19 protein-coding genes and 4 tRNA genes are annotated in these 24,164 nt (G+C 44.1%); 9 read left to right on the top strand and 14 right to left on the bottom strand.

From position 1 onward, the window contains the following. From AAJP47_RS06590 to AAJP47_RS06545, 10 genes are all read right to left on the bottom strand, one after another. On the bottom strand, positions 1-434 hold a 434-nt coding region (locus tag AAJP47_RS06590), incomplete at its 3' end, for a GTP-binding protein (protein WP_346717090.1). A gap of 544 nt (positions 435-978) precedes the next feature. Further along, positions 979-1,053: transfer RNA gene (locus AAJP47_RS06585), tRNA-Thr, on the bottom strand. Between the two features lie 101 nt (positions 1,054-1,154). After that, positions 1,155-1,228, bottom strand: a tRNA-Gly gene (locus AAJP47_RS06580). 85 nt (positions 1,229-1,313) lie between these two features. Further along, positions 1,314-1,397 (bottom strand) — tRNA-Tyr (locus tag AAJP47_RS06575). A gap of 67 nt (positions 1,398-1,464) precedes the next feature. Beyond that, positions 1,465-1,540: transfer RNA gene (locus AAJP47_RS06570), tRNA-Thr, on the bottom strand. A gap of 182 nt (positions 1,541-1,722) precedes the next feature. Continuing rightward, the gene (gene trpE, locus AAJP47_RS06565; RefSeq protein ID WP_346717089.1) at positions 1,723-3,219 is read right to left on the bottom strand and encodes an anthranilate synthase component I; all 1,497 of its coding nucleotides are present in this window, start codon (positions 3,217-3,219) and stop codon (positions 1,723-1,725) included. Positions 3,220-3,526: 307 nt separating this feature from the next. Further along, complete coding sequence (locus AAJP47_RS06560; RefSeq protein WP_346717088.1) at positions 3,527-4,597, bottom strand: FHA domain-containing protein; 1,071 nt, start codon at positions 4,595-4,597, stop codon at positions 3,527-3,529. Between the two features lie 141 nt (positions 4,598-4,738). Beyond that, positions 4,739-5,602: an RsiV family protein gene (locus AAJP47_RS06555; RefSeq protein WP_346717087.1), complete on the bottom strand. Its 864-nt coding sequence runs from the start codon at positions 5,600-5,602 to the stop codon at positions 4,739-4,741. Positions 5,603-5,828: 226 nt separating this feature from the next. Continuing rightward, positions 5,829-7,424: a peptide chain release factor 3 gene (locus tag AAJP47_RS06550; protein ID WP_346717086.1), complete on the bottom strand. Its 1,596-nt coding sequence runs from the start codon at positions 7,422-7,424 to the stop codon at positions 5,829-5,831. A gap of 170 nt (positions 7,425-7,594) precedes the next feature. Continuing rightward, a complete protein-coding gene (locus AAJP47_RS06545; protein WP_346717085.1) occupies positions 7,595-8,518 on the bottom strand; it encodes a hypothetical protein in 924 nt (307 codons plus the stop codon). A 290-nt stretch (positions 8,519-8,808) separates the two neighbouring features. Here AAJP47_RS06545 and AAJP47_RS06540 point away from each other — a divergent pair, with 290 nt between their 5' ends. The 4 genes from AAJP47_RS06540 (at position 8,809) to AAJP47_RS06525 (ending at position 13,490) form a co-directional block, all read left to right on the top strand. Beyond that, positions 8,809-9,222, top strand: coding sequence for an Ohr family peroxiredoxin (locus AAJP47_RS06540; protein ID WP_346717084.1), 414 nt, complete (start codon positions 8,809-8,811; stop codon positions 9,220-9,222). Positions 9,223-9,423: 201 nt separating this feature from the next. Further along, positions 9,424-12,408, top strand: coding sequence for a DNA polymerase I (gene polA / locus AAJP47_RS06535; protein WP_346717083.1), 2,985 nt, complete (start codon positions 9,424-9,426; stop codon positions 12,406-12,408). 303 nt (positions 12,409-12,711) lie between these two features. Further along, positions 12,712-13,164, top strand: a complete 453-nt coding sequence (locus AAJP47_RS06530) for a hypothetical protein (protein WP_346717082.1) — start codon at positions 12,712-12,714, stop codon at positions 13,162-13,164. 23 nt (positions 13,165-13,187) lie between these two features. Next, positions 13,188-13,490, top strand: coding sequence for an SDR family oxidoreductase (locus AAJP47_RS06525; protein ID WP_346717081.1), 303 nt, complete (start codon positions 13,188-13,190; stop codon positions 13,488-13,490). 53 nt (positions 13,491-13,543) lie between these two features. Here the strand turns inward: AAJP47_RS06525 and AAJP47_RS06520 are convergent, their stop codons facing one another. Then, on the bottom strand, positions 13,544-14,830 hold the full coding sequence (locus AAJP47_RS06520) for a right-handed parallel beta-helix repeat-containing protein (protein WP_346717080.1): 1,287 nt from the start codon (positions 14,828-14,830) through the stop codon (positions 13,544-13,546). Positions 14,831-14,976: 146 nt separating this feature from the next. On the opposite strand from AAJP47_RS06520, the gene AAJP47_RS06515 reads away from it, so the two are divergent. After that, on the top strand, positions 14,977-15,339 hold the full coding sequence (locus tag AAJP47_RS06515; RefSeq protein WP_346717079.1) for a hypothetical protein: 363 nt from the start codon (positions 14,977-14,979) through the stop codon (positions 15,337-15,339). A gap of 140 nt (positions 15,340-15,479) precedes the next feature. Here the strand turns inward: AAJP47_RS06515 and AAJP47_RS06510 are convergent, their stop codons facing one another. Both AAJP47_RS06510 and hemH read right to left on the bottom strand, forming a co-directional pair. Beyond that, positions 15,480-16,331 carry a BPSS1780 family membrane protein gene (locus AAJP47_RS06510; RefSeq protein WP_346717078.1) on the bottom strand — a complete coding sequence of 284 codons (852 nt, stop codon included), beginning with the start codon at positions 16,329-16,331 and terminating at the stop codon, positions 15,480-15,482. A gap of 227 nt (positions 16,332-16,558) precedes the next feature. Then, positions 16,559-17,578, bottom strand: coding sequence for a ferrochelatase (gene hemH / locus AAJP47_RS06505; protein ID WP_346717077.1), 1,020 nt, complete (start codon positions 17,576-17,578; stop codon positions 16,559-16,561). Positions 17,579-18,105: 527 nt separating this feature from the next. Here hemH and metX point away from each other — a divergent pair. The 4 genes from metX (at position 18,106) to trhO (ending at position 22,409) form a co-directional block, all read left to right on the top strand. After that, on the top strand, positions 18,106-19,482 hold the full coding sequence (metX, locus tag AAJP47_RS06500) for a homoserine O-acetyltransferase MetX (protein WP_346717119.1): 1,377 nt from the start codon (positions 18,106-18,108) through the stop codon (positions 19,480-19,482). Further along, complete coding sequence (metW, locus tag AAJP47_RS06495; RefSeq protein WP_346717076.1) at positions 19,479-20,096, top strand: methionine biosynthesis protein MetW; 618 nt, start codon at positions 19,479-19,481, stop codon at positions 20,094-20,096. The genes metX and metW overlap by 4 nt, the downstream gene beginning before the upstream one ends. Positions 20,097-20,504: 408 nt before the next feature. Continuing rightward, entirely contained in the window at positions 20,505-21,086 is a 582-nt protein-coding gene (locus tag AAJP47_RS06490) for a tetratricopeptide repeat protein (protein ID WP_346717075.1), read from the top strand. Positions 21,087-21,335: 249 nt separating this feature from the next. Continuing rightward, positions 21,336-22,409, top strand: a complete 1,074-nt coding sequence (trhO, locus tag AAJP47_RS06485; protein WP_497198692.1) for an oxygen-dependent tRNA uridine(34) hydroxylase TrhO — start codon at positions 21,336-21,338, stop codon at positions 22,407-22,409. A 318-nt stretch (positions 22,410-22,727) separates the two neighbouring features. Here the strand turns inward: trhO and serA are convergent, their stop codons facing one another. After that, complete coding sequence (gene serA / locus AAJP47_RS06480) at positions 22,728-23,954, bottom strand: phosphoglycerate dehydrogenase (RefSeq protein WP_346717074.1); 1,227 nt, start codon at positions 23,952-23,954, stop codon at positions 22,728-22,730. Positions 23,955-24,164: the final 210 nt, after the last annotated feature.

Raw genomic sequence — 24,164 nt, 5'->3', positions numbered from 1 at the left:
TCTTCGTCATCAACCATGTCGCATTTGTTCATGAATACGATGATGTATGGTACGCCAACCTGACGTGATAGCAAGATGTGCTCACGAGTCTGTGGCATTGGGCCGTCAGTGGCTGATACGACTAGAATTGCGCCGTCCATCTGAGCGGCACCAGTGATCATGTTTTTAACATAATCGGCGTGACCTGGGCAATCAACGTGGGCGTAGTGACGGCTATCTGTGTCATATTCTACGTGTGAGGTGTTGATGGTGATGCCACGTGCTTTTTCTTCTGGTGCTGAGTCAATAGACGCGTAGTCTTTGGCTTCGCCACCAGAGGTGATTGCAGCAACGGTTGCGATAGCAGCTGTTAGGGTTGTTTTACCGTGGTCAACGTGTCCGATTGTACCGACGTTGACGTGTGGCTTGTTACGTTCAAACTTGGCCTTTGCCATGGGTAATTCCTCTTTTTTTAGTGAATCTTTATCAATCAAAGATCGGTGAATAGCTGTTTGACGGTCTATGATATATATAAAACCATCAAACCGTTGACGCTATGGCTTATCTATCTAAACTATTTTACAAAAATTACTTATTGCTCTGCTACTGTCTACGTCTTGAGCCAGTATTTTTGTGAACACTGACTTTATGAACATTATCTTTCTTTATGAACACTATCTTTATGAACACTGACTTTGTAAACACTAAATAGGCAGATACCGATATTATACGTGTTTTTTAATCTATTGAACAATGTAAGGCATTATACGCGATAGCAGTGATTATATTTGTCTTATCTTTCCATCAATATTAAAACTGTCTTACCAATCGGTTTACTATTTATTAATAATTTGACAGCACTAAAAGGCAACACCTCAGTGTCACCTTCGAATCATTACCTGCCACACTGTATTTATAATTTTCAATATTTTATGAATTCGATATCAACGCAAAGTATATATAAATAGCAAAACAAGCAAGGAGGGTTTGTATAATAAATGGAGCTCATATCGAGAATTGAACTCGAGACCTCTCCCTTACCAAGGGAGTGCTCTACCGCTGAGCTATATGAGCGTATATCAAACCTTTGAGCTGCACTAAAAAAAATATCACGATACAGCAATAATAACTGTGGTCGTGATGAATAATTGATAGGCTTTGCGACGGTGTATATATGGAGCGGGTGGCGGGAATCGAACCCGCGTCATTAGCTTGGAAGGCTAAGGTGTTACCATTATACCACACCCGCATTGGCTCTTATTCAGACTAACTCTAATCGAGAGTTACTAGCTATAAGGAGCATGCTTGGCGCTATGACAAACTTTAAAAAAATATGGTGGTGGGGGAAGGATTCGAACCTTCGAAGCTTTCGCGACAGATTTACAGTCTGTTGGGTTTGACCGCTCCCCAACCCCACCTTAGGTTGCTTTGAACAAAAATGACTTTCATTTAAGACAAATTCATAAAAAGCTACTTTGAGAGAGATGGTGCCGACTGCCGGGATCGAACTGGCGACCTACTGATTACAAGTCAGTTGCTCTACCAACTGAGCTAAGTCGGCTTGTTCTCTCAAAGTGGTGGCTATTCTATCAAATATTTTGAGAGACGCAAGTCCTTTTTTATCTTTTTTATGATTATTTTAATAAAAATTTTCAAGTATTTGATTACGCTGCACTTTTTTTATAATTAAAATAGCCTTTTTTAGCGTACTTATGGCCTAGCAGGTTTTTCTCTGTCACATAGCTAACGAATACGTAAACCATTACAAGCCATTTCGACTGCTTTTACCAGTGCCAGTGCTTTTTTATTGGTCTCCTCCCACTCTGCTTCTGGTATAGAGTCGGCGACCACGCCTGCCCCCGCCTGAATATGAATCTCGCCGCGGCGCATCACAGCGGTACGAATGGCAATGGCGGTATCCATATTGCCATGCCAGCCAAGATAACCAACTGACCCACCAAATACCGTTCGACGAACGGGCTCTATCTCATCGATGATTTGCATGGCACGAATTTTGGGTGCGCCTGATAGTGTTCCTGCTGGAAAGGTCGCACAGAACACATCTAGCGCATCTTTATCGGGCAATACGGTTCCTTCAACGTTAGAAGCAATGTGCATCACTTGTGAATAGCGCTCAACAAACATCTTTTCGGTGACCTTGACACTGCCATACTCGCAAACACGGCCAATATCATTACGACCCAAATCAATGAGCATCAAGTGCTCAGCGATTTCTTTCTCATCAGTCAGCAGCTCTTGCTCGAGCGCGAGATCTTCTGCTTCATCCTGTCCGCGTTTGCGAGTCCCAGCAAGCGGCCTTACCGTCACTTTGCCGTTTTCAATACGCGATAGTATCTCAGGTGATGCACCAATGATGTCAAAGCGCTTATGATCGTCAAGCGTATAGCCATGTACCAAAAACAGGTACGGCGATGGGTTTAAAAACCGCAGAGCGCGGTAGACTGCCAATGAGTCGCCCATATACTCAGCGGTCAAACGCTGGGCTGGAACCACTTGCATCACGTCCCCTGCGGCGATGTACGCTTTGATTCTATCAACATCATTGCGATATTTATCCGCGCCTGTGTGCGAAGTAAATGTCGGCGTTGGCATAATCGGCGCGTTCAAATTTGGCATCTCTGTCAGTTTGTCTTCAATTTTTTCAAGCTCACGAATGGCAGTCCCGTATCCATCTTCTGTCTGACAGTCGGCATAGACAATAATAGACAAGGTGTTCTCTAACGTATCAAAGACGATCACACTCATCGACAGCATGAGCCACATATCTGGCATCGACATAGTATTGGGCGCATCAGACAAACCTACCGTAGGTTCAATGACGCGCACCATGTCATAACCAAAATAGCCAACCAAGCCACCACTAAAACTGGGTAACGCATCGATGTCATCCACCGTTGGCATCTGGTACTGTACCATCAGTTTACGAATATAATCAAAAGGATCCTCTACCGAGACGACATCAGTATGATCATTTTTTTTAATAGTCATGTTGCCATCTGCATACTGCAAAATCAGCTCACTACCCAGACCAATCATCGAATATCGCGCCCAGCGTTCACCGCCGACGACGGATTCAAACAAATACGCAGAACCGTTTAAATCACGTACTTTAGAAAAAACGGATACCGGCGTTTGTGCATCCATCAACCGTTTTTTTATGAGCGGCGCATGACTAAATCCGCGGTCTTTAAACGCTTGATATTCTTTAAAGGTCATCATAGTAACGCTCTCTTAACAACATATTGGCAAAAGATAAGAACTGTAAAAACAATAGTAAAACGACAAACAAAATATAGCGTCAACACTCTACTGAATGTTGACGCTATAAAAAATCGTATGGGGCAAAACAGGTATCGGAAAAATACAGGTAACTGATGATACTAGGCTAGTATATCAAAGCCCATTAACGGTATTGTGATTCAACCCGACTACTCAGTTACCGATTTGTGCGTCTTTTTTATCCCTACTTAATCTGCCTTCGCTAGCCACAATACAATATACAGCTGACTTTTATCAGCGCTTGCTACTAAGCACCGGCGCCAGTACCGCCCATGTTAAACAACCATAGCGCCACACCAATAATAATCAAAGCAATAAATACCCATATAAACCAGCCGCCGCTTGGTTTTTTATCTGCTCGTCCACTTGTGGCTGGGTTATCAACGGCTTGATCCATTGCATTGTTGCCTTTGGTACCAAGATCATGCTCTTGACCTAGGTTGGCGGTGCCTGAAAACTGCGCCGTAGCGGCTTGCTTGGCGCGTAAGACTTCAGGGTCAGCCTCTTCTTGTAACTCAGTTTTGGTCGTTTTATCATGCTCTGCTTGAACCCTAGACTCGTCACTTAAAACTGCCTCGTCACTTAAGACCGATTCTTTAGGTGTCGTAGACTTTTCACTGATGACTGACTCTTCATGTACAAGGGGTTGCTCCACCGCCGCTGGCTCATTCTTAACAGGCGCAGTGGTGGTAGTCGCGGCGGCAGGCTCAACCGCTACCGACGGCTCCTCTGTCATAGGGTTTGTAGCCGTTTTGGTGGGTGCAGACGCTGCATTTTCTTCGGTAGATAGTATCTCTTCGATATCTGTTTTTTTCACGACAGGCTCCTTAGTCGTTGGCGTTTCGACGAGACGCTCAGTTGCTACCGTCTCCGTCTCCTCAGTATTAATATTAGTATCAGCATTCGTACGAGTATTCGTATTTAGGCTATTGGTTGAATCTCCAGTTACTGGATTCAGTGTTTCATCATCCATATCAGTAGCTGATGTATTCACCTGAAAGTTCAAACCAGCAAAACCAATCTTATCGTCTACCGTTAGCAGACTCGACTTGTTGCTTTCGATGCGCTCATCATTGATAAACGTGCCATTCGATGAGTCTAAGTCTTTTACGTACAACTGACCATCTAGCACACTTAATACTGCATGATTGCGCGATACTTGCTTGCTGCCGAGTACCACATCGTTGTCGCTACCACGCCCGATGGATAAGCTGTCACTGATCGTGACACTCAATTCACCCAATGCTTGGGTGAGGGCATTCAGCTCCCAACTGTCTGACTCTATTGTCTTGTACCCACTATCTATAGGATTTTCCATGTTGTGACTCCTTGTTTTTCTGTTAAATACCAAAAGATTCTAAATAAATACTGCCAATTTTCTAAAGATTTTACGATTATTTTAATAGGATTGACCACGTATTATAAACCGAGCCTGCAACTTACAAGCTGTCCATGCAAGCTACTTAGGAATAAAGCGAGGCTTTATGACACCATCGAGCTGGCTATAGGGGACACTCAATATGGGCATACCAGAGGCATAAGGGCCAATGGCATACGGCTGATAAAGAATATCAATCCCTTTGTCAGTCAACGTCACATTATCACTCAACGTAAACGGCCAGTTTTTCTCATAACTGCGTACGTTTGTGTCAAACGTTTTAACCCAAGCCTGATAAGCATCGTAAGCAAGTGTCTTAAAGCGTGATTTTTTTCCTGCTACCAGCATATCATCTAGCGTGATTTGTTTTTTAGCGCTTGGATCAAATATCAAATATTCGCTATACGACATGCCATGAGCGCCGCCTGTATAAAGGTAAGATTCTATTTCAAATAGCTCAACATCCCCAACATGACCCAAATATTTGGGAGTAACCATCAACTCATACGCCCATTGTCTGTCTTCGGGCGTATCTGTAAATTGTGAACGAACAAAATCATTGAGAGCCGCTTGCACGTCTGCCTGACTGCTTTTTGTTTTGATAGGGGCAGACTCGGTGGGCTTACTATTGACAAGTAAATAGTCAATACGAGCATTGGTAATCTCATTTATCCAAGTATGATTGGTTTTTAGATACTTGGCTTCAATCTTTGGACAGTTATCGCGCTCATTGCAGATGTCTTGTATTTTTTCGGGCAACTGATAATCAATATAAGTGGTACTGCTGATCACATTTGCTGCATTCGCGGACGCACTCATCGTCCCTGCAAGCAAGCCACTTGCCAGCATCACTATTAGACGCATACGACCTATCTTCTTTAATAAATGAATAGAATGGATGGGCAGCATCGATGCATCGCTATTAAATTGATTCGCAGCGTCCATATGTCCTCTGTCAAAAAATAGAAATATAAAATGTCATTCAACAGTCTAGCGTAACAATAGTGATGTATTGTAGGAACACTGTTGGAGTTTTTAGGATGTTGTAGCCAACTCATGCTCGCTTTGCCGTACCTTTTTATAAATGAGAGACAATAAAAAAGACACGGCTGGCGTGTCTTTTATTACAAACATTGCAATTAGTACAAACAGGGCGATAAAATAAATAATATTAATGCTCGCGCGTACTGCTAAACGTCACCTCTGGATAGCGATCTTGCATAAGTTGCAAGTTAACCCGTGATGGTGCGAGGTACGTTAAGTAACCACCGCCATCTAACGATAGCTGGTCATGGGCTTTACGCTTAAACTTAGCCAGCGCTACTTCATCATCGCAATGAATCCAGCGAACCGTCGCAATCGATACCGGCTCAAACACGCACTGTACTTTATATTCCTCTTTGAGACGATGCGCCACCACTTCAAACTGTAGTACACCCACTGCACCCAAGACTAAATCATTATTAATCTGCGGCATAAATACCTGCGTGGCACCCTCTTCACTCAACTGCTGCAAGCCTTTTTGCAGGGCTTTGGATTTTAGCGGGTCTTTGAGTACCACACGGCGGAACAATTCAGGGGCAAAATGCGGAATACCTGTAAAGTTCAGCGCTTCGCCTTCGGTAAAACTGTCACCGATCGAGATTGTGCCATGGTTATGTAGACCGATAATATCACCCGGATAGGCTTCTTCTAAGGCTTCACGGTCGCCTGCAAGGAATGTCAAAGCATCGGCAATGCGCACGTCTTTGCCCAAACGCACATGCTTGAGTTTCATGCCTTTTTCGTACTTACCTGAACAGACGCGCAAGAAGGCGATGCGGTCACGGTGACGCGGGTCCATATTGGCCTGAATCTTAAACACAAACCCCGTAAAGTCTGTCTCTGTGGCCGCTACTTCACGCTCTTGCGTGGGATGCGCTTTTGGCGGCGGCGCGTACTTCACAAGCGTATCAAGCACCATATTAATACCAAAGTTACCCAGCGCCGTACCAAACAAGACAGGTGTCATCTCGCCTGCCAAAAACGCCTCAACGCTAAACTCCTCTAGCGCCATTTGTACCAGCTCAAGCGACTCTTCAAAGGCGTCAAACATGAGCGTGCCCAAACGTTCGCGTATGTCAGGATAGTCATACCCTTCGCGCGTTTCAGCAACCGTCATTTTACCGCCGTTGCCTTTTTGATAAAAATACGTTTTATTTTCGGTCAAATGATACACACCGATAAAATCCTGCCCCATGCCAATAGGCCACGTCACCGGAATACATTTGATTTTTAAAACGGCTTCAATTTCGCTGAGTAGCTCAAGCGGCTCACGAATCTGACGATCAAGCTTATTGACGAAAGAAATAATAGGCGTGTCACGCATTCGGCACACTTCCATCAACTTGATGGTACGCTCTTCAACGCCCTTTGCACCATCAACCATCATGAGCGCGCTATCGACAGCGGTCAAGGTACGGTAGGTGTCTTCACTAAAATCGGCGTGACCTGGGGTATCTAGTAAGTTAACGATATGATCTTGATAAGGAAACTGCATGACGGACGTGGTAATAGAGATACCACGCTCTTGCTCCATGCTCATCCAGTCTGAGGTGGCATGACGATCTGTCTTGCGGCCTTTGACTTCCCCAACCATTTGAATGGCCTGTCCCCACAACAGTAACTTTTCCGTCATGGTGGTCTTACCAGCATCGGGATGCGAGATGATGGCAAAGGTACGGCGTTTGGCAACTTCTTTATTTAACTTTTTTGGATCTACGCTCATAGTTTTTGACTTCAACAGTGGTGATATTTAGACGTCAGTCTAAATAAATAGAATAAATAATGGACGTATTGTAGCGGATTTAGCGTCAGGGTGCAGAATTAGCGCATAAAAAAACACTCTCGAATTTTTGACTAGAGAGTGTCGTTGGTTTTTATATTGCGACGCTTATATCAATAGTAGCGACTGATTTGTTCTGCTAAAAAATCTGCTGCCACTTCATTGACGATGGTACAATCCACCACACCGCGAATACTATCCGTGTTCGGATTTGTGGTGCCAGAGGCGACATAATCTGCTTCATAAATGGCATTATCGCTGTTATTACTATTGAGATGCTCGACCCCATTGTATTGATAAGCGGGCTGATTTCTGTATTCAAAGAACGTTACTTGCGCCGCTTTTTGTTTGTTGTCAACCCCAGTCCCAAACTGGGACGTTCTATAATCCCTGTCATCTCTAAAGCGATCTTCGGCGGCTTCAATCCATCTATTAATCGAGGTATATCCGGTTCTGTTTTTTTCATTGAACGCCAAAAACGAACGATCGCTTTTGACAACTGGGATATAGCACACAGAGCCTGCTGGGAACTGGGCATCCACTGGTATACGGGAATAATTATTCAAATCTGTGATAATACCGCGACTGCTATCTATTGTCGTACCAGCGCTATAACTGTTCGCGCGCAATCCTGATAGGTTGAGCGTTTTATAAGTGGTTTCGTAGGTGAGTTTATTATTGCTGTTTTTTTCATAAATGGGACGTTCGACGGTGCGACCATTTACTTCTATGTCTTTGTTTTCGAGGCGTCCTTCAAAATTGTCCGCCAGTACTGTCTTGTCTAAATTATTCAAATTTTGATTGCTATAATTATTAACAATATTTTCTATTTTAATCTCATGCGCGCCAGTGCGGTAGATCTCATCAATACGAGCAGTCGCACTATCATTGGCTAGATTGTCATAACTGTTGGCAAAGCGTGTTAGTACGATCTTATTACTACCACCATCCGACCCATAAATATCCTCTTCTTCACAGCCGACCAGCGACAAAACGAGTATAGAGAAAATACTAGGTATCACAATCAATCTGTTCATCGAGCATGGTCCTTATGAGGGTAGAGTTTTTTATCGTCATTGTTACTAACGGTAGTAGGCGTCCATATATTATTAGTTTATATTAATACCGTGAGCGTTCATACCTAAAGCTGGGGCTAAATCTCACTTTATTAAGCTTATAGTTCACTTTAGAAAAATCAGTAAGAAACATTCTGCTTACAAAGACACAGTATATACTTACGACTGCTTTATACTAATAACTTAGTAGTTTGTTATGCTAAGTTTCTGACAACAAGTATCATATAAAAACTCAAAATAAAGGATGTGTTATGAAAACTCTATATTCTACTAAATCTACCGTTACTGGTGGTCGTATGGGTACGGCTACTTTGAGCGATAGCGATCTTGAAATAAAAATGTCTCCACCAGGTGGCAACCAAAAAGGCAACAATCCTGAGCAGTTACTGGCGATGGGTTACGGTGCTTGTTTTGATAGCGCCTTAGGTGTGGTCAAAAAAATGGAAAGCGCAAGCTTTGGTTCGACCACTGAAACCTCTGTTGATTTATTACAAGGTGACAACCACGAATATAAGCTGTCTGTGAAGATTCACGTGATTGCCGACAATACTGACTTGTCTGCTGACGATATTCAAAAATTGGTCGAAAAAGCACATGAAGTATGCCCATACTCTAAAGCCACACGTGGCAACATCGATGTCGAAGTCTCTTCAGAAGTAAAATAATAGAGTAGAAAGATTCTCATCGCTAATATTTTCTAATTAATAATAAAAGAACTCAGCTTATCTGGGTTCTTTTTTTGTTTTGGCTTTCAAAATAAGACCATGGACATAAGAACATCTCGTAACAGTCAAGCAGTTCGGCACACGCTGATTTTATCGTTATAATAAGCGTATATTTTATCTAATAGCTGATAAGTGACCTTTATGACTGACAACATGACCGATGCCATCACAGACAACGACCACAACTCTCACCAAGCCATAGACCCTAAAACCTTACCGAACTTTGACGCCATGCCCAACGTCGCGACAATGGACACCAGTCATGTGGACAAAGACCAGCCGCCGTTTATCTTGGTTGATGGCTCTTATTATCTGTTTCGCACCTATCACGCCCTGCCCAAAACCATGCAAAACTCGCAAGGGCTAATCACTAATGCGATTCGTGGTACGCTCAATGCCTTATTAAAGCTGATGCGTCGTTATCATCCAACCCATATGGCGGTGTGCTTTGATACCAAATCCCCCACTTTTCGTCATCACATGTCAACCGATTATAAGGCAGGGCGTCCCCCTATTGATGTAGAGTTGGTCGAACAGATTCCTTATATTCACCGTTTGGTGACTGCATTGGGTATTCCACTATTGCGTATTGAAGGCGCTGAAGCCGATGACATTATCGGCACCCTTGCTCACCGCGCGGTTGAACAAGGTCATCATGTGGTCATCTCAACGGGCGATAAAGACATGATGCAGCTCGTCAATGACTGCGTGCTCTTGGAAGACAGTTTTACGGGTAAAGTAACCGATACCCAAGCGGTCATTGATAAATTCGGTATCAATCCAAACCAGATGATCGACTTTTTGACCTTGATGGGCGATACCTCTGATGGTATCAAAGGCGTACCGGGTATCGGTAAAAAAACGGCCAAAGACTTGCTGGTTGAATATGGCACCATCGATAATATGTTAAAGCACATTGGCTTTATTAAAGGACGCGGCGCTAAAGGCTTGATTGAGCATGCGGACGAGATTCCATTTAATGCCAAGCTTGCCACTATCATCACGGATTTGGAAATCGGTCAAGATTGGAATGACTTAAAAATCAATACCGATCCTTGTGCCCACATAGATGAATTACGCGCGCTATATAATGAGCTTGAGTTTAAAAATGAGCTGGCATCGCTCGATCATCCAAACCATCCTGCCAATGCCAACGGCTCACAAAGCATCACTGACAGCCAAGCGGATGCTGAATCGCAAGCGCAAGTCGCTAAATACTTACAGTCAACCAAAATCACGGACACTAAAGACAGCAAAAGCCTTGAGAAAGCATGGCACACAGTCTTAGATGAACCCGCCTTTGACAACTTGCTCAAAGTTTTAGAATCTGCCCCGCATTTTGTCATTGATACGGAAACCACCAGCGTCCATTGGCGCGAGGCGCAAATCGTCGGCTTGTCGTTTGCCGTACAAGCGCATGAAGCTTATTACATACCGCTTACGCACCGCTTAGAAAGCGATGAGCTGACAGCCAAGCAGCTCGACTGCGATACGGTATTGGCGCGCTTAAAGCCTATTTTAGAAAACCCAAACATCGGCAAAATTGGTCAACATCTCAAATACGACGCGCATATTCTCAATCACTACGGTATTGATCTTGTCGGTGCCATTCATGAACGCCCTAATAACTGGGCCATGGATACCATGCTTGCCAGTTATGTGATTAATGCGGCAGTCACCCGCCATGGCATGGACGACTTGGCACGGCATTATTTGCAAACCCAAACCATCAGCTATGAAGATGTCGCTGGTAAAGGTGCCAAACAAGTCACCTTTGATCAGGTCGCTATCGACATCGCTATTGACTATGCCTGCGAAGATGCCGATATTACTTATCAGTTATTTGAAGTATTCAGCGTAGAGCTTGCCAATGACAGCAACAATGCTAAGTTGCTCCACGAGCTTGAGATTCCAACCGCCCAAATACTTTGCCAAATGGAAGCGCACGGTATTCTTATCAAGCGCCCCTTCTTAAACGAGCTGTCAAAACGCTTTGATGAAGAGATCATCGCGCTAGAAAAACGCGCTTATGAAGTCGCAGGCGAAGAATTTAATTTAGGCTCTCCAAAGCAGCTTGGTGAGATATTATTCGAGAAGCTCGGCGTTGCTGGCGGTAAAAAAACCAAGTCTGGTCAATACTCGACGGGCGAAGCGGTCTTGTCAAAGATTGACCATCCATTGGTGGAGATCGTCCTTGAATATCGCGGGCTGTCTAAATTAAAAAGTACGTATACCGACGCCCTTGATAATGTTGCCGATAGCGAAACGGATCGCGTTCATACCAGCTATCATCAAGCATTAACCAGTACAGGGCGCTTGTCTTCAACCGAACCCAATTTACAAAACATTCCGATTCGTACCGCGACTGGTCGTCTGATTCGCCAAGCCTTCATCGCGCCAGAAGGCCGCGTGATATTGGCAGCAGATTACTCGCAAGTTGAGCTGCGTTTGATGGCGCATTTTTCCGGTGATAATCACTTGACCCACGCCTTTAATGAAGGGCTGGACATTCACGCAGCGACTGCCGCTGAAGTACTTGGTAAAGACGTTGCGGACGTGACGCCAACCGAGCGCCGTAATGCCAAAGCCATTAACTTTGGCTTGCTTTATGGCATGAGTGCTTTTGGACTTGCCAAGCAGCTGCAAATGAGCCGCGGCGAAGCACAAGACTATATCGATATGTATTTTGAGCGTTATCCTGGCGTCAAAAACTATATGATCAATACGCGTGCCAGTGCTTATGAACACGGCTATGTCGAGACCATATTGGGCCGCAAGCTCTACACGCCTGATATCAATCACAGCAATCGCATGGTCAAGCAAGGTGCTGAACGCGCGGCAATCAACGCACCGCTGCAAGGCTCAGCCGCTGATTTGATTAAGCTTGCGATGATTGCGGTCGATAAAGTATTGCCCAAAGATCAAGCTAAGATGTTGCTACAAGTCCACGATGAATTGGTGTTTGAAGTGGATGCCGATAAAGTGGATGAAATCAGTCAATTGATCACTGATGCCATGCAAGATGTATTGACGACGACCGCGGTAGAGAAAGGCTGGAACGTCGACTTTGCGGTGCCGTTGCTGGTCGAGACTGATAGTGGTCAGAACTGGGATGAGGCGCATTAAAGATCATCGATGCCGTCAATGGGTTTGTTGACGGCATTTTAGTTCATTATATGACGTATTTCATCTTTATTATTTCTAATGACCCATTAGTGGCAGGAAGCGCATAACATAAGTATACAATTGGCGTTATAATACGTCTTCCTCAAAAGTCAGTACGATAAGTTTTGATATAAAGTGAGTCTTTGTGCTCACTTTTTTATTTTGAAAAGTTAGGAGGTTATTATCACAGGTCCCGAAAGCATGATTGAAATCCCCGGAAATATAATTTTACTGATCTGTTTGCTACGCTGCGGACAGTATCTGATGAAAAGTTCGCTCAAATACGCCCGTGCCTTTTGGTTGGCAGGGATATTGATATTCGTCGCCGTACTGCGTCGAGAGTTAAACTATCTACCTGATTTGTGGGTGCCAAGTGATTTCACTTTACTTAGCCAGTCTTATTATTGGTGGGAAGATGTGGTACTCACGATCATTTACTTGACGATCATTGGTCTGCTGGTTTACGCAAGGCGCTATACTTGGGCGATATTAAAAAAAGTCCCTTGGTACTTATACGTGAGTGTCGCTATATTGGCGGTATTACAGTACATGGGTGAACGCGCCATTGTCATCCCTGAAAGTATTGGAGAGCTGGTTGAAGAACTATCAGAAACGCTGATTTATACGATTGCGCTGGTGTATTTATGGCGGCTTTCTCTACCTTATTATGAGAAAAAAGTCCTTAATAAGCAACGTGATGAGTCGAACTTAGTATAGCACTTAAGTTTTTTGTACGCGGTTTGACTGAAGCGTTAAACGTTGAGTATGAGGCGCGCGGTATTAAAGTGATTGATGTCATGCCGCTGTGGGTCAAGTCGGATATGACCGAAGGGATAAGTGTCACCAGTATTGAGCGAATGGGCATTCGTCTCACCGTTGATGATGTGGCAAAAACCTTATGTAAACTCGCTGACCGTCCTAATCAAAAGATTTCTTTTACCCATTATCCTGTTGGCTTGCCAGCCAAATTCTTACATCGACTCACTCAGGTCAGCCCTGACCCGCTCGTGCGCTGGATCAATACCAAGATTGGTGCCAAATAGGCCTATACGTTTCTTGCCATCACTTTATTAGCATAAATTATTTCCCATAACGGCTACTCAATACGAGTGGCCGTTTTGCTTGCTTCTCGAACCTTTATCGCCTGTTCGGTTGTCTTATCGATAAAAACATTGTCTCTAACCACTGTCCCTTTTACCGCGCCTGCCTGACTCTCTTCACGTATCTCAGAGCCAATGCTGATAGGCGCGCTGACCGTTGCTGCAAACTGATTGCCGCTAATGAGCGTGTCGTCATCTTCGATAATAATCCCCTGCTCTACGTGCTCAAAACGATTATCGATAATCTGATTGTCTTTGGCACTGTCCATGTGATAACTGGCAAATGGGGTTTGTTTAATCAAATAAGCGCCGCATTCAAACCCTTTTAAATTGCGTGATTGTCTTGAAGCGACCCAAACCCCAACCGGCTCCTCTTGAAAAATATTGTGACGGATCATATTGTCACGGCTCGATTCAGTCCGCTTAAAATGATTGCTCCTCGATTCATCATCAGCATGCTCAAAACAATTGCGATATAAAAGTACGCCACCTGCGCCATTATGGATAAAACGATTGTGCTCAATAAGGTTGTTGCTAGAAGAATCAACCGCAATGGCCTCACGGTTGGGCTTAAATTTTCGAAAGCCATTTCCCACAAAGACTGAGTTTTTAATCACATTATCGCGGCTACCGAATTCTAAATATAATCCGACCGTACCTGCGTTTTGAATACGTATTTTATCAAAAGTGACGCCATGCACATGGTCACCCACGAACATACCGCTATTGATACTGTTGCGGCTAGTGACATTACTGATTCGAATATCACTTGGTGCAAGCGCTCGATTGGTAGCAGGCGCAATCAAACCACGCGCATAACGCTGGTTAGGATTGCTATATTGGCGAATATGGAGGGCATGACCATAGCCATCTATATGGCAATTGGCCACAGCGATATTATGTATCGCGCCATCGGTCTTAGGCTGGATGGTAATCGCACTTGCCTTTGACAAATCATCCTCCGCCGTACTAAGCCGCGCACCTTGGCAATCAAGCGAGCTGTCCGAGGTATCCAGCTCAAAACGTATTGATTTTTTTGTCAAGTCACAGCCTTGGCTAATGACACTATGACCTTTTACGGTCACTGTTTGATTAGGAACTAGCGCTGCACAATCTATCGTTGCACTGGCAGTGGGTAGTTTGGCATCGATGACAAGCGGCTGCTCTATATCAACATTACTGTTAGAGCCGCTATAGGTAAAGGGCAAACGCTCGCAAGCGCTTAAGCTCGCTACGCCGCCTATGGCTGACAATGTAATGAGTAATTGACGAACAGCTCGCATATTAGGCCTTCTTGGTTTTTTGGTTGTCTTACATTTTTTGAACATGCTGTGACACCTTACCACTATTAGCCATCATCATAACCCGTCAAACTGACCTTGATAAACAAAACAACCTATTTGCCATCAATAATAATAAGGACTCCAACATGGACAACACCAAGAACCCACTCCCAGAAGAGATGGATCGTATCGATAGTAACACTCGTCGTAGTGACAACTCTGACAATAACAATTCTGACAATCAGGACAATCAACTGGTCGATTTAGACAACCCTATGCTGCATACCATTGATAACGATGATGTGATTGATAATAGTGCTGGATTTGATAATTCAGAAGTGGGTACGGATGCGACTCAAGGAGCAACGCCTATGCATCGCCAAAATGTCGATGAAGCCCGCATTGATGAAGTGTTGGTTCAAGACAACCTCGATGATCCTGATTATCCAGACGTGGTCGATATTGCAGATACAGAAGCCGCCGAACGAAGTAACGATGATAATTTTTAACTTCTAACTTCTAACAACAGCCGCAACCTGTCCTAACGTAAAAAAAGCCTGCTCTCTTATTGAGCAGGCTTTTTTATGGTTAAATGACTTGCCGTATTACCAAAAACCAGCGTATCAAAATCTGTCTTAACAACGATTTTTTATACATCTGATAGTGGTTGGTCAGTCCAAACGTCTCGGTAGCTGGTGTAATAGGTAATCATCCCAATTGGCACCAACACCAATACAGCCAGTCCCAGCGTGAACAACGCACCCAGTAGTGCAAGAATAGGCCCTACCAAGAAGAAGATAGATAGGGGCCATATGTTTTTCAGTGACCCATCAAGGCTCATTTTCATTGCCTCAGTAGGACGAATATTGTGTAGCACGATTAAAGCAGGGGCAAACCAGATAGCCATCATTAGCGGAAAAAGAAGGATCATAGTGAATAGCAATGTCAGTAATAGAGTTGCGATTGTACCATTGGTCATTTGCTCGGATGCCAGTACCATATCGTCCGCACTGGGCATACCGTTCAATAAATACATGCCAATAAAAAATATAAAGATAATAAGCACAAAAATAATAATTAATTCGATGACGTAGAGTAACAACAAAACAATTAATGGCCATAAATGCGTACTAAATGCGGAAAAGAGATGATCGAATCTAAGCGCTTTGCCTGTGGCTTGTGCATCAGCGCCTTTTATTATGCCACCCACAAAGACAAATGAGAGAAGAGAAAAAACTAGGTTAAGAAAAGGGATAGCGCTCGCAATCGCCATAATAATTAAGTAGACCGTCCCAATGCCTATCCATAATAAAAAATGATCTTTAAAAATCGATAACGCATTGGTAATCCAGCTGACACCCCAGCCAGCGCTACCAGATCTAGGCGCGGACAGTAATTGTGGCAGCAGATTGCCATACTCATCCATTGGCGGTAGCTCTGGCGGTTGACCGCTTGGCTTTTGTAATGAGATATCGTGGGACGAGCTGTTGGAGACTGACATCTTAATCCTCAAAATGAATAACGGGAAACTGTGTCATAGTTTTGCACATTGCTAATGACAATCTCAACTTTTTTTCACTATAGCTATTTGGTCTATTTGCATCAAATCTCTTTAGACAGAAACTATTTAGACAGAAACCGTTTTGACAAAAACTTTTTAGACAAAAAAATACCGAACCCTAGGCAGGCTCGGTATTTTTACATCAGACTGGCGCTCATTTGACTGGTTTATGCCCAACCATCCAAGGTTCCCGCCCAGCCTTTAACCAACGGTGCACTTAGGGCTTCGAGCAAATCAATATGTATCTCATCCAAGTTCAATGCTGGGATATAGTGATATTCTTGCCCGCCTGCATTCAAGAAATTATCACGGTTTTCAATCGCCAGCTCTTCTAGGGTCTCTAAACAATCGGCTGAAAAAGCTGGACTAATCACTTGTACTGAGCGCACGCCTGACTGACCCCAGTCTTCTAACACCACATCAGTATAGGGCTTGACCCATTCTTGTTTACCAAAGCGTGATTGAAAGCTGATGATCCATTCATCCGCTTGCAAACCAAGCGCATGCGCCACTTGGGCTGCTGTACATTTACAACGCTTAGGATACGGATCGCCTTTGTCAGCATAAGGCTGCGGAATACCGTGAAAGCTAAACATCAACTTGTCAGGCTTGCCATGTTCCGCCTGATAACGGCGTATGGATTCTGCCAACGCCTGAATATATAGCGGATGGGCAAAGTAATCTTTGACAATGGTATAGTTTGGCAAATTGCGTTGCTTCAGCGTCCATTTCGTCAGCGCATCATACACCGCACCACCTGAAGACGCAGAATACTGCGGGAACAAAGGCAAGATGACAAAATGATCCACCCCTTCGCTTCGCAAATTATCCATCACATCCGGCAAACCAGGATTACCATAGCTCATCGCTGGATGCACAGAGACCCGAAACGGTGCGGCCGTATTGGCCAAACGCGGCTCTAATAGCTCCACTTGGCTTTTTAGAATCTTACGAATGGGCGAATCCCCTTCCCAAATACTGGCATAAGCTTTTGCCACACGTTTGGGACGACTGGGTAAGACAAACAGATTTAGAATAATCGCCCATAAAAATTTTGGAATTTCAATGACGCGAGGATCTGATAAAAACTGTTTTAGGTAACGACGTACGGCAGGGGCAGTCGGCTCATCAGGGGTACCAAGGTTGACTAATAGGACGGCAATACGTGGGGGCAATTCAGGTTTCATAGCAGCACTATTTCATGTTTGGGTTTATGTTTAGGTTAATGAGAAAAAAACACCCTAAGATGTCAGACGTTATCTGATCAGAGATGGTTAAAGCACGGTTGCATCAACGGTTTGTCAGTAAGGTTTTCAGTAAGGCTTGTTAGTGTAGCATTTTATCTATTAATAAGGCATGACGAAAGTGCCCTTATACAATTTGACACCCAAGGGTCATTAAGGTATTGGAGTATTGGGGCATTGTCCGCTCTTATATAACCATAATGAAAACTAAGCGTGAAAGACCTCGCGCGAAGGTTGTACTCATATGCGCATCACCATACAATAGGCTGATATAATTTGGTTAAAAGCCACTTACGTAAAAAACAATATCGGCAAAACAGTCTACCGATATATTATCCTCCTTATTTTATTCATGATTGTTGTCTTGCGAGGTAGTTTTGAACGCACGCCCTAATAATACCAGTAATCCTCTTTCCAAAGAGACAGCCGATTCGACTGAGGCTCACGATTTAGCGGGCTCAGTTGGCTCAGTGGGTATCGTCACGCCTCAAGTTTTTCATTTCGCCGAGCCACTAACTTTAGAGTGTAATCGAACTTTGCCCTCTTTCGATCTCATCATTGAGACTTATGGGACGCTCAATAGCGATAAGTCAAATGCGGTGCTTATTTGTCATGCCTTGTCAGGCAGTCATCACGCCGCCGGTTTTCATAGTAGCGACGATAAAAAAGCAGGCTGGTGGGACAATATGATTGGCCCCAATAAGTCCATCGATACCAATCAATTTTATGTCGTGTGTGTCAACAACATCGGTAGCTGCTTTGGCTCAACGGGCCCAACCTCAATCAATCCAGACAGCGACCATTCAGAAGGCAGCACCTCAAACAAGCATAGCGACTCGCCCGTCTATGGTCCTGACTTTCCTTTGGTTACAATTAAGGACTGGGTAAAAACCCAAGCCATGCTCTCAGACCGCCTTGGGATTGACGTTTGGCATGCGGTCGTTGGCGGCTCTATGGGCGGAATGCAAGCATTGCAGTGGTCGGTCGATTATCCAGATCGTCTCAAGCGCTGCGTGGTCATCGCCAGCACGCCTAAGCTATCGGCGCAAAATATCGCCTTCAATGAGGTCGCCCGTCAATCGATTCTCTCTGACCCTGATTTTAAGGATGGTCGCTACTTACAAGCTGGTACGTATCCTCGGCGCGGTCTTATCTTAGCGCGCATGGTCGGTCATATTACCTATTTGACAGACGATGCGATGAAAGCCAAATTTGGTCGCGATTTAAAATCGGGCAAATTTATGTATGGCTACGATGTGGAGTTTCAAGTTGAGAGTTATCTGCGCTATCAAGGCGAGCGCTTTAGCGAAAACTTTGATGCCAATACGTATTTGCTGATGACAAAAGCGTTAGATTACTTTGACCCCACGCGTGACTATTCATCCGCGCAATCTGAGGTGACAGAGTCATCAATTGACCAGCCACTGAAACAGCCACTTGATCAGTCAATCGCCGAATCATTAAACGCTACCAAAACGGTCTCTCAAGATGCGTTAGATGACGATCTAGCGGTTATCACTGACAATATAAATAATAGCGAACATAACCGCCAGCAAGAACTATCGGCGCTTAAAGCCGCTTTTGCTCATACACAATGTCAGTACTTGGTGGTGTCATTTACCACGGACTGGCGTTTCGCTCCAGAACGCTCGCAAGAAATCGTCGATGCCCTGATGGCGACGGGCAAACCTGTCAACTACATCAATGTCGACGCGCCGCATGGTCATGATTCGTTCTTATTTGATATCCCACGCTACATGGGCGCTGTCAAAGGGTTTTTAACCGCACCATTTATTACCGATAGTCAGCCAAGCAATAGCCATAAAAAAACAGGAGCGCGCTCATGAGAATGGATCATCAATTGGCTGAGCGCTGGATTGCCCCGCAGTCACATGTACTCGATTTGGGCTGCGGCAATGGCGAGTTGCTCGCGCATTTGCAGCAAAATCGCGGCGTGACAGGTTATGGACTTGAGATTGATGAAGAAAAAATCAATGATGGCATTGCCAAAGGCTTGTCTATTATTGAGCAAGATCTCAATGATGGTTTGGCGCGTTTCGCTGATAACAGCTTTGATACGGTCGTTATGGCGCGCGCCCTACAAGCCGTGAAATCGCCCGATGTATTGCTTCTCGATATGCTGCGAGTTGCTCGTGAGGCCGTCATTACCTTCCCAAACTTTGCTCATTGGCAAAACCGTCTGCATTTGGGATTAAAAGGATTGATGCCCGTCTCAGAAGCGCTGCCTTATGAATGGTATAACACCCCAAATATTCATCTTTGTACATTTAAAGACTTTGAACAGCTGTGCGCGCAGCACGACATACATATTATCAATCGCTTCGCGGTCAGTGATTCTGAAAAAGGTCATAATCCCTTGATGAAAACCTTAATACGGCAAGCACCTAATCTGTTGGCAGATGTTGCTATCTATCGCGTCACCAAACGCCAACCAAAATAATATCACCGCTTATTTAACTTTTAATAAAAGTGGTTTTGGCTCAATAAATAGTTTTGCAATATCTTGGTACAATTATTAACCTTAACGAAGTGTTATTTTATTTTTACAATTAAGTAACCTTTTGATTTTATTAGGGACAATGAGGTATAACTAAGGGCAACTTCGTGTAATTAGTATTTGAGTTTCGTAAGTATGGGTGTTAAGCTAGCAAAATAGTGTCGACCGCATCCCTAAAATGACCGTTCGTCGGATTCATTGGGATGAGCGCCACACTACCCCGACAAATTATATTGCTAACGATTAGGTAAGCTGGTATTGCAAGATTCCACCTAATTGTTATAACCGCCCAATCTGATCTGGCGGTACAATTTTTTATTTGCTTATTAACTGCCTAATTTTGGAGCTGCTATGAAATTATTAAAAGCCGCATTATTTACTGCTTTGTTCTCTTGTGCAGGTTTTGCCAATGCTGAGTTAATATCAAACGTGCCACTGGATACTTCACGTTTTGAGTTAATGCCTGTCAGCGAGTTATCTAGTCGTGCTGCTCAAGGTAACGATCACGCTCAGTTTTATCTGGCCAAACGTTTGCAAAAAGGTGAAGGCATTGCTCAAAATACTCAGCAAGCTGTCCAGTGGTACACCAAAGCCGCCAACCAAGGCGTAGCTCCAGCTCAGTTAAACCTTGCGATCATGTACTTACGCGGTGAAGGTGTCCAGCCTAACTTGCAACAGGCGCGCCTTTGGTTAGAAAAAGCAGCAATGCGTGGCGATAACCGTGCCAGCTATACGCTTGCCTTATTAGACGAGAAGCAAAAAAATCTGGTTGATGCTTATAAATGGTATGACTTGGCGGCTCGTGATGGCATGTTAGATGAAAAAGTTCGCAACAAAGCACGCGGTAAAATTGGTCAGTTAGCATTGAACTTATCAAGCGCTGATATTGCTAGTGCTCGCAACAAAGCAGATACTTGGTTCCAGAGTAAGTAAGCCCAGCGCTTACTTTACGCAGCGAACAATAAAAAAGCTCAGTATTTTACTGGGCTTTTTTGTTGTTTATTATCTAGGCAATCAGCTCAATATTTATAAAACATTTCAATACAACCCATTCAAAATACTATCAAAATTTGCTACACTACGCGCGCATTGGCGAATTCCACAATTGCACCAATGTTTTTATCACCTCAAAAAACTTAACGTATTGCACTGGGTTTGCGACCCAGCCAGCAGGAGAAAGACATGAGCACCACTCAAGATAGCAATATCCAAAATAGCGCTGTGACCGATAACAAATCAGCCCCCACTTACGACAGCATCACTAACAATATCGTGGTTGCCGCTTTATATAAGTTCACGCGCTTTGCTGACTTTGAGCAGTACCGCAATCCCATTTTAGACACCATGCTCGACAATGATGTCAAAGGCACGTTATTGATTGCTGCTGAAGGCATTAACGGGACGATTTCTAGCACACGCCAAGGTATCGACAATGTCCTTGAGTATCTGCGTAGTATCGAAGCCATAGGTACGTTTACTTTTAAAGAATCTTATACCGATGCGCAGCCGTTTTATCGCACCAAAGTAAAACTCAAAAAAGAAATCGTGACCATGGGTGTCGAAAATATCGATCCATTACAATCGGTCGGTCGTTATGTCAAGCCAAGCGAGTGGAATGCACTCATCTCAGACCCTGATGTTATCTTAATTGATACGCGTAACGATTATGAAGTGCAAATCGGTACGTTTCAAAACGCAGTCAACCCCAATACCGAGACCTTCCGCGAGTTTCCAGAATACGTTGCAAAAGAGCTAGATCCAGCCAAGCACAAAAAGGTCGCCATGTTCTGTACAGGCGGCATCCGCTGTGAGAAATCTACGGCCTATATGCGCGAACAAGGATTTGAAGAAGTCTATCATCTAGAAGGCGGTATCTTGAAATATCTAGAAGAAATCCCAGCTAGCGACTCTATGTGGCAAGGCGATTGTTTTGTCTTTGACAATCGCGTTTCGGTCAATCACAACTTAGAAAAAGGCAATTACGAGCAGTGTTTTGCTTGCCGTATGCCCATTACTAGCGATGACATGCAAAGCCCTGCTTATATTAAAGGCGAGTCATGCCCACATTGTATTGACAAAGCCACGGACGAGCAAAAGGCCCGTTTCCGCGAGCGCGAGCATCAAATGCAATTGGCAAAGGAGCGTGGTGAAGCCCATATCGGTAGTGACGTCATGGATGTGATAGATAAACGCAAAGCGGCCAAGATTGAAGCGCGTCGTCGTGCAGAAGAAGCCAATAAAAGCAAAGTAAAATAAATTTACTGCCAATCAAACAAAAAAGATGCCGCCATTAATTCGTTAATGGCGGCATCTTTTTTGTTTGTATAGTCGATTCACTATGAAAATACGGGAATAATGGCGTACATTTTGCGCAGTATTTGTCTGCGCAGGCACAGCAAGCAAGCAAGGGAAATGTATGCCAGTATCACATTCTCATGCGCGTCTCTTTTTATTTAGACTTGATTATATATTTGCTTATAGTACTGACATAAAGTATGGCAAAAAAATAGCAGGCTATTATATCAATGGCCTGCTACTGCTTTATGGACTACAAATTTTGAGTATAAATATAACTTAAAACAAAATACGTACGCGAATCGTTTCTTCTACGTCTTTGAGTTGGTCTAGTGCCGCATCTGAATCATTGTAGTCAACATCCATCACCAGATAACCGACATCGCCTTCAGTCATCAGACTCTGGGCTAAAATGTTGATACCTGCTTCTGCAAACAGACGGTTGATCTGCGACAGAACGCCCGGTACGTTTTTATGAATATGAAGCAGACGGTGTGAATTTTCTTTAAACGGTACAGAAACTTCTGGGAAGTTAACAGCGGTCGCTGTATCGCCTTGATCAGAGTATCTGACGAACTTCTCAGCAACTTCTAATCCAATATTGGCCTGTGCTTCTTGCGTTGAGCCGCCGATATGCGGCGTCAAGATGACATTGTCAAACTTACGCAGTGGCGATTCAAACTCTTCGTCAGCTGATTTTGGCTCTTTTGGGAACACATCAATGGCCGCGCCTAATAATCTGCCAGATTCAAGCACAGCGGCAAGATCGTCAATCTCGACGCACGTACCGCGAGCGGCATTAATAAAGTAACTGCCCTCTTTCATCTGAGCGAACTGCTCCGCTTTCATCATATAGCGTGTGCTTGGCACATCAGGTACGTGCAACGTCACGATATCAGCCGTTGACAACAGCTCTTCTAAGCTACCGACTTGCACCGCGTTACCAAGTGGCAATTTGGTCACAGCATCATGATAGATGACTTTCATACCGAAGCTTTCTGCCAATACAGACAACTGCGAGCCGATAGAACCGTAACCGACGATACCGATAGTTTTGCCACGTACTTCATGCGAGTTGGTCGCAGACTTACCCCAGCCGCCGCGATGTACGGTGGCATTTTTTTCAGGGATGCCGCGATACAGCATGATGGCTTCTGCCAATACCAATTCAGCCACTGAACGTGTGTTCGAGAATGGCGCGTTAAAGACAGGAATACCTAAGTCACGGGCGGCGTCTAGATCAACTTGATTGGTACCGATACAAAAGCACCCAATTCCGATAAGCTTTTGGGCATGCTCTAGGACTTCACGGGTCAGCTGAGTGCGCGAGCGAATACCGATAAAGTGAGCATCTTTGATCTTTTCGATCAGCTCGTCTTTATCAAGCGCGTGACTGATATTCTCGATATTGTGATAACCCGCGCCTTCCAATACTTTTAACGCATTGTCATGCAGACCTTCAAGCAATAAAAACCGGATTTTGTCTTTTTGTAGTGATAACGCCATGTGAGAACTGTCCTATAATTGTCTTATAAGATTATCTAAGGGATAATCTATGATGAATGAAACGAAAACAGTCTAGATATCTTACACAAAATCTAGCGTCGATGTTAGCTGATTAGATGAATTATTGATTATCAAGCCTGAAAACTTTTTATGGTATAGTGAACTATTATGTTCACAATTTATTAAGCGGCTCTTTACTGTTAGTGTCCT

It is taken from the genome of Psychrobacter halotolerans (genome assembly GCF_039680845.1).
In the GTDB taxonomy this organism is placed as follows: domain Bacteria; phylum Pseudomonadota; class Gammaproteobacteria; order Pseudomonadales; family Moraxellaceae; genus Psychrobacter.
The sequence above is the reverse complement of the archived record's forward strand: the minus strand, read 5'-3'. Positions and strand labels throughout refer to the sequence as shown.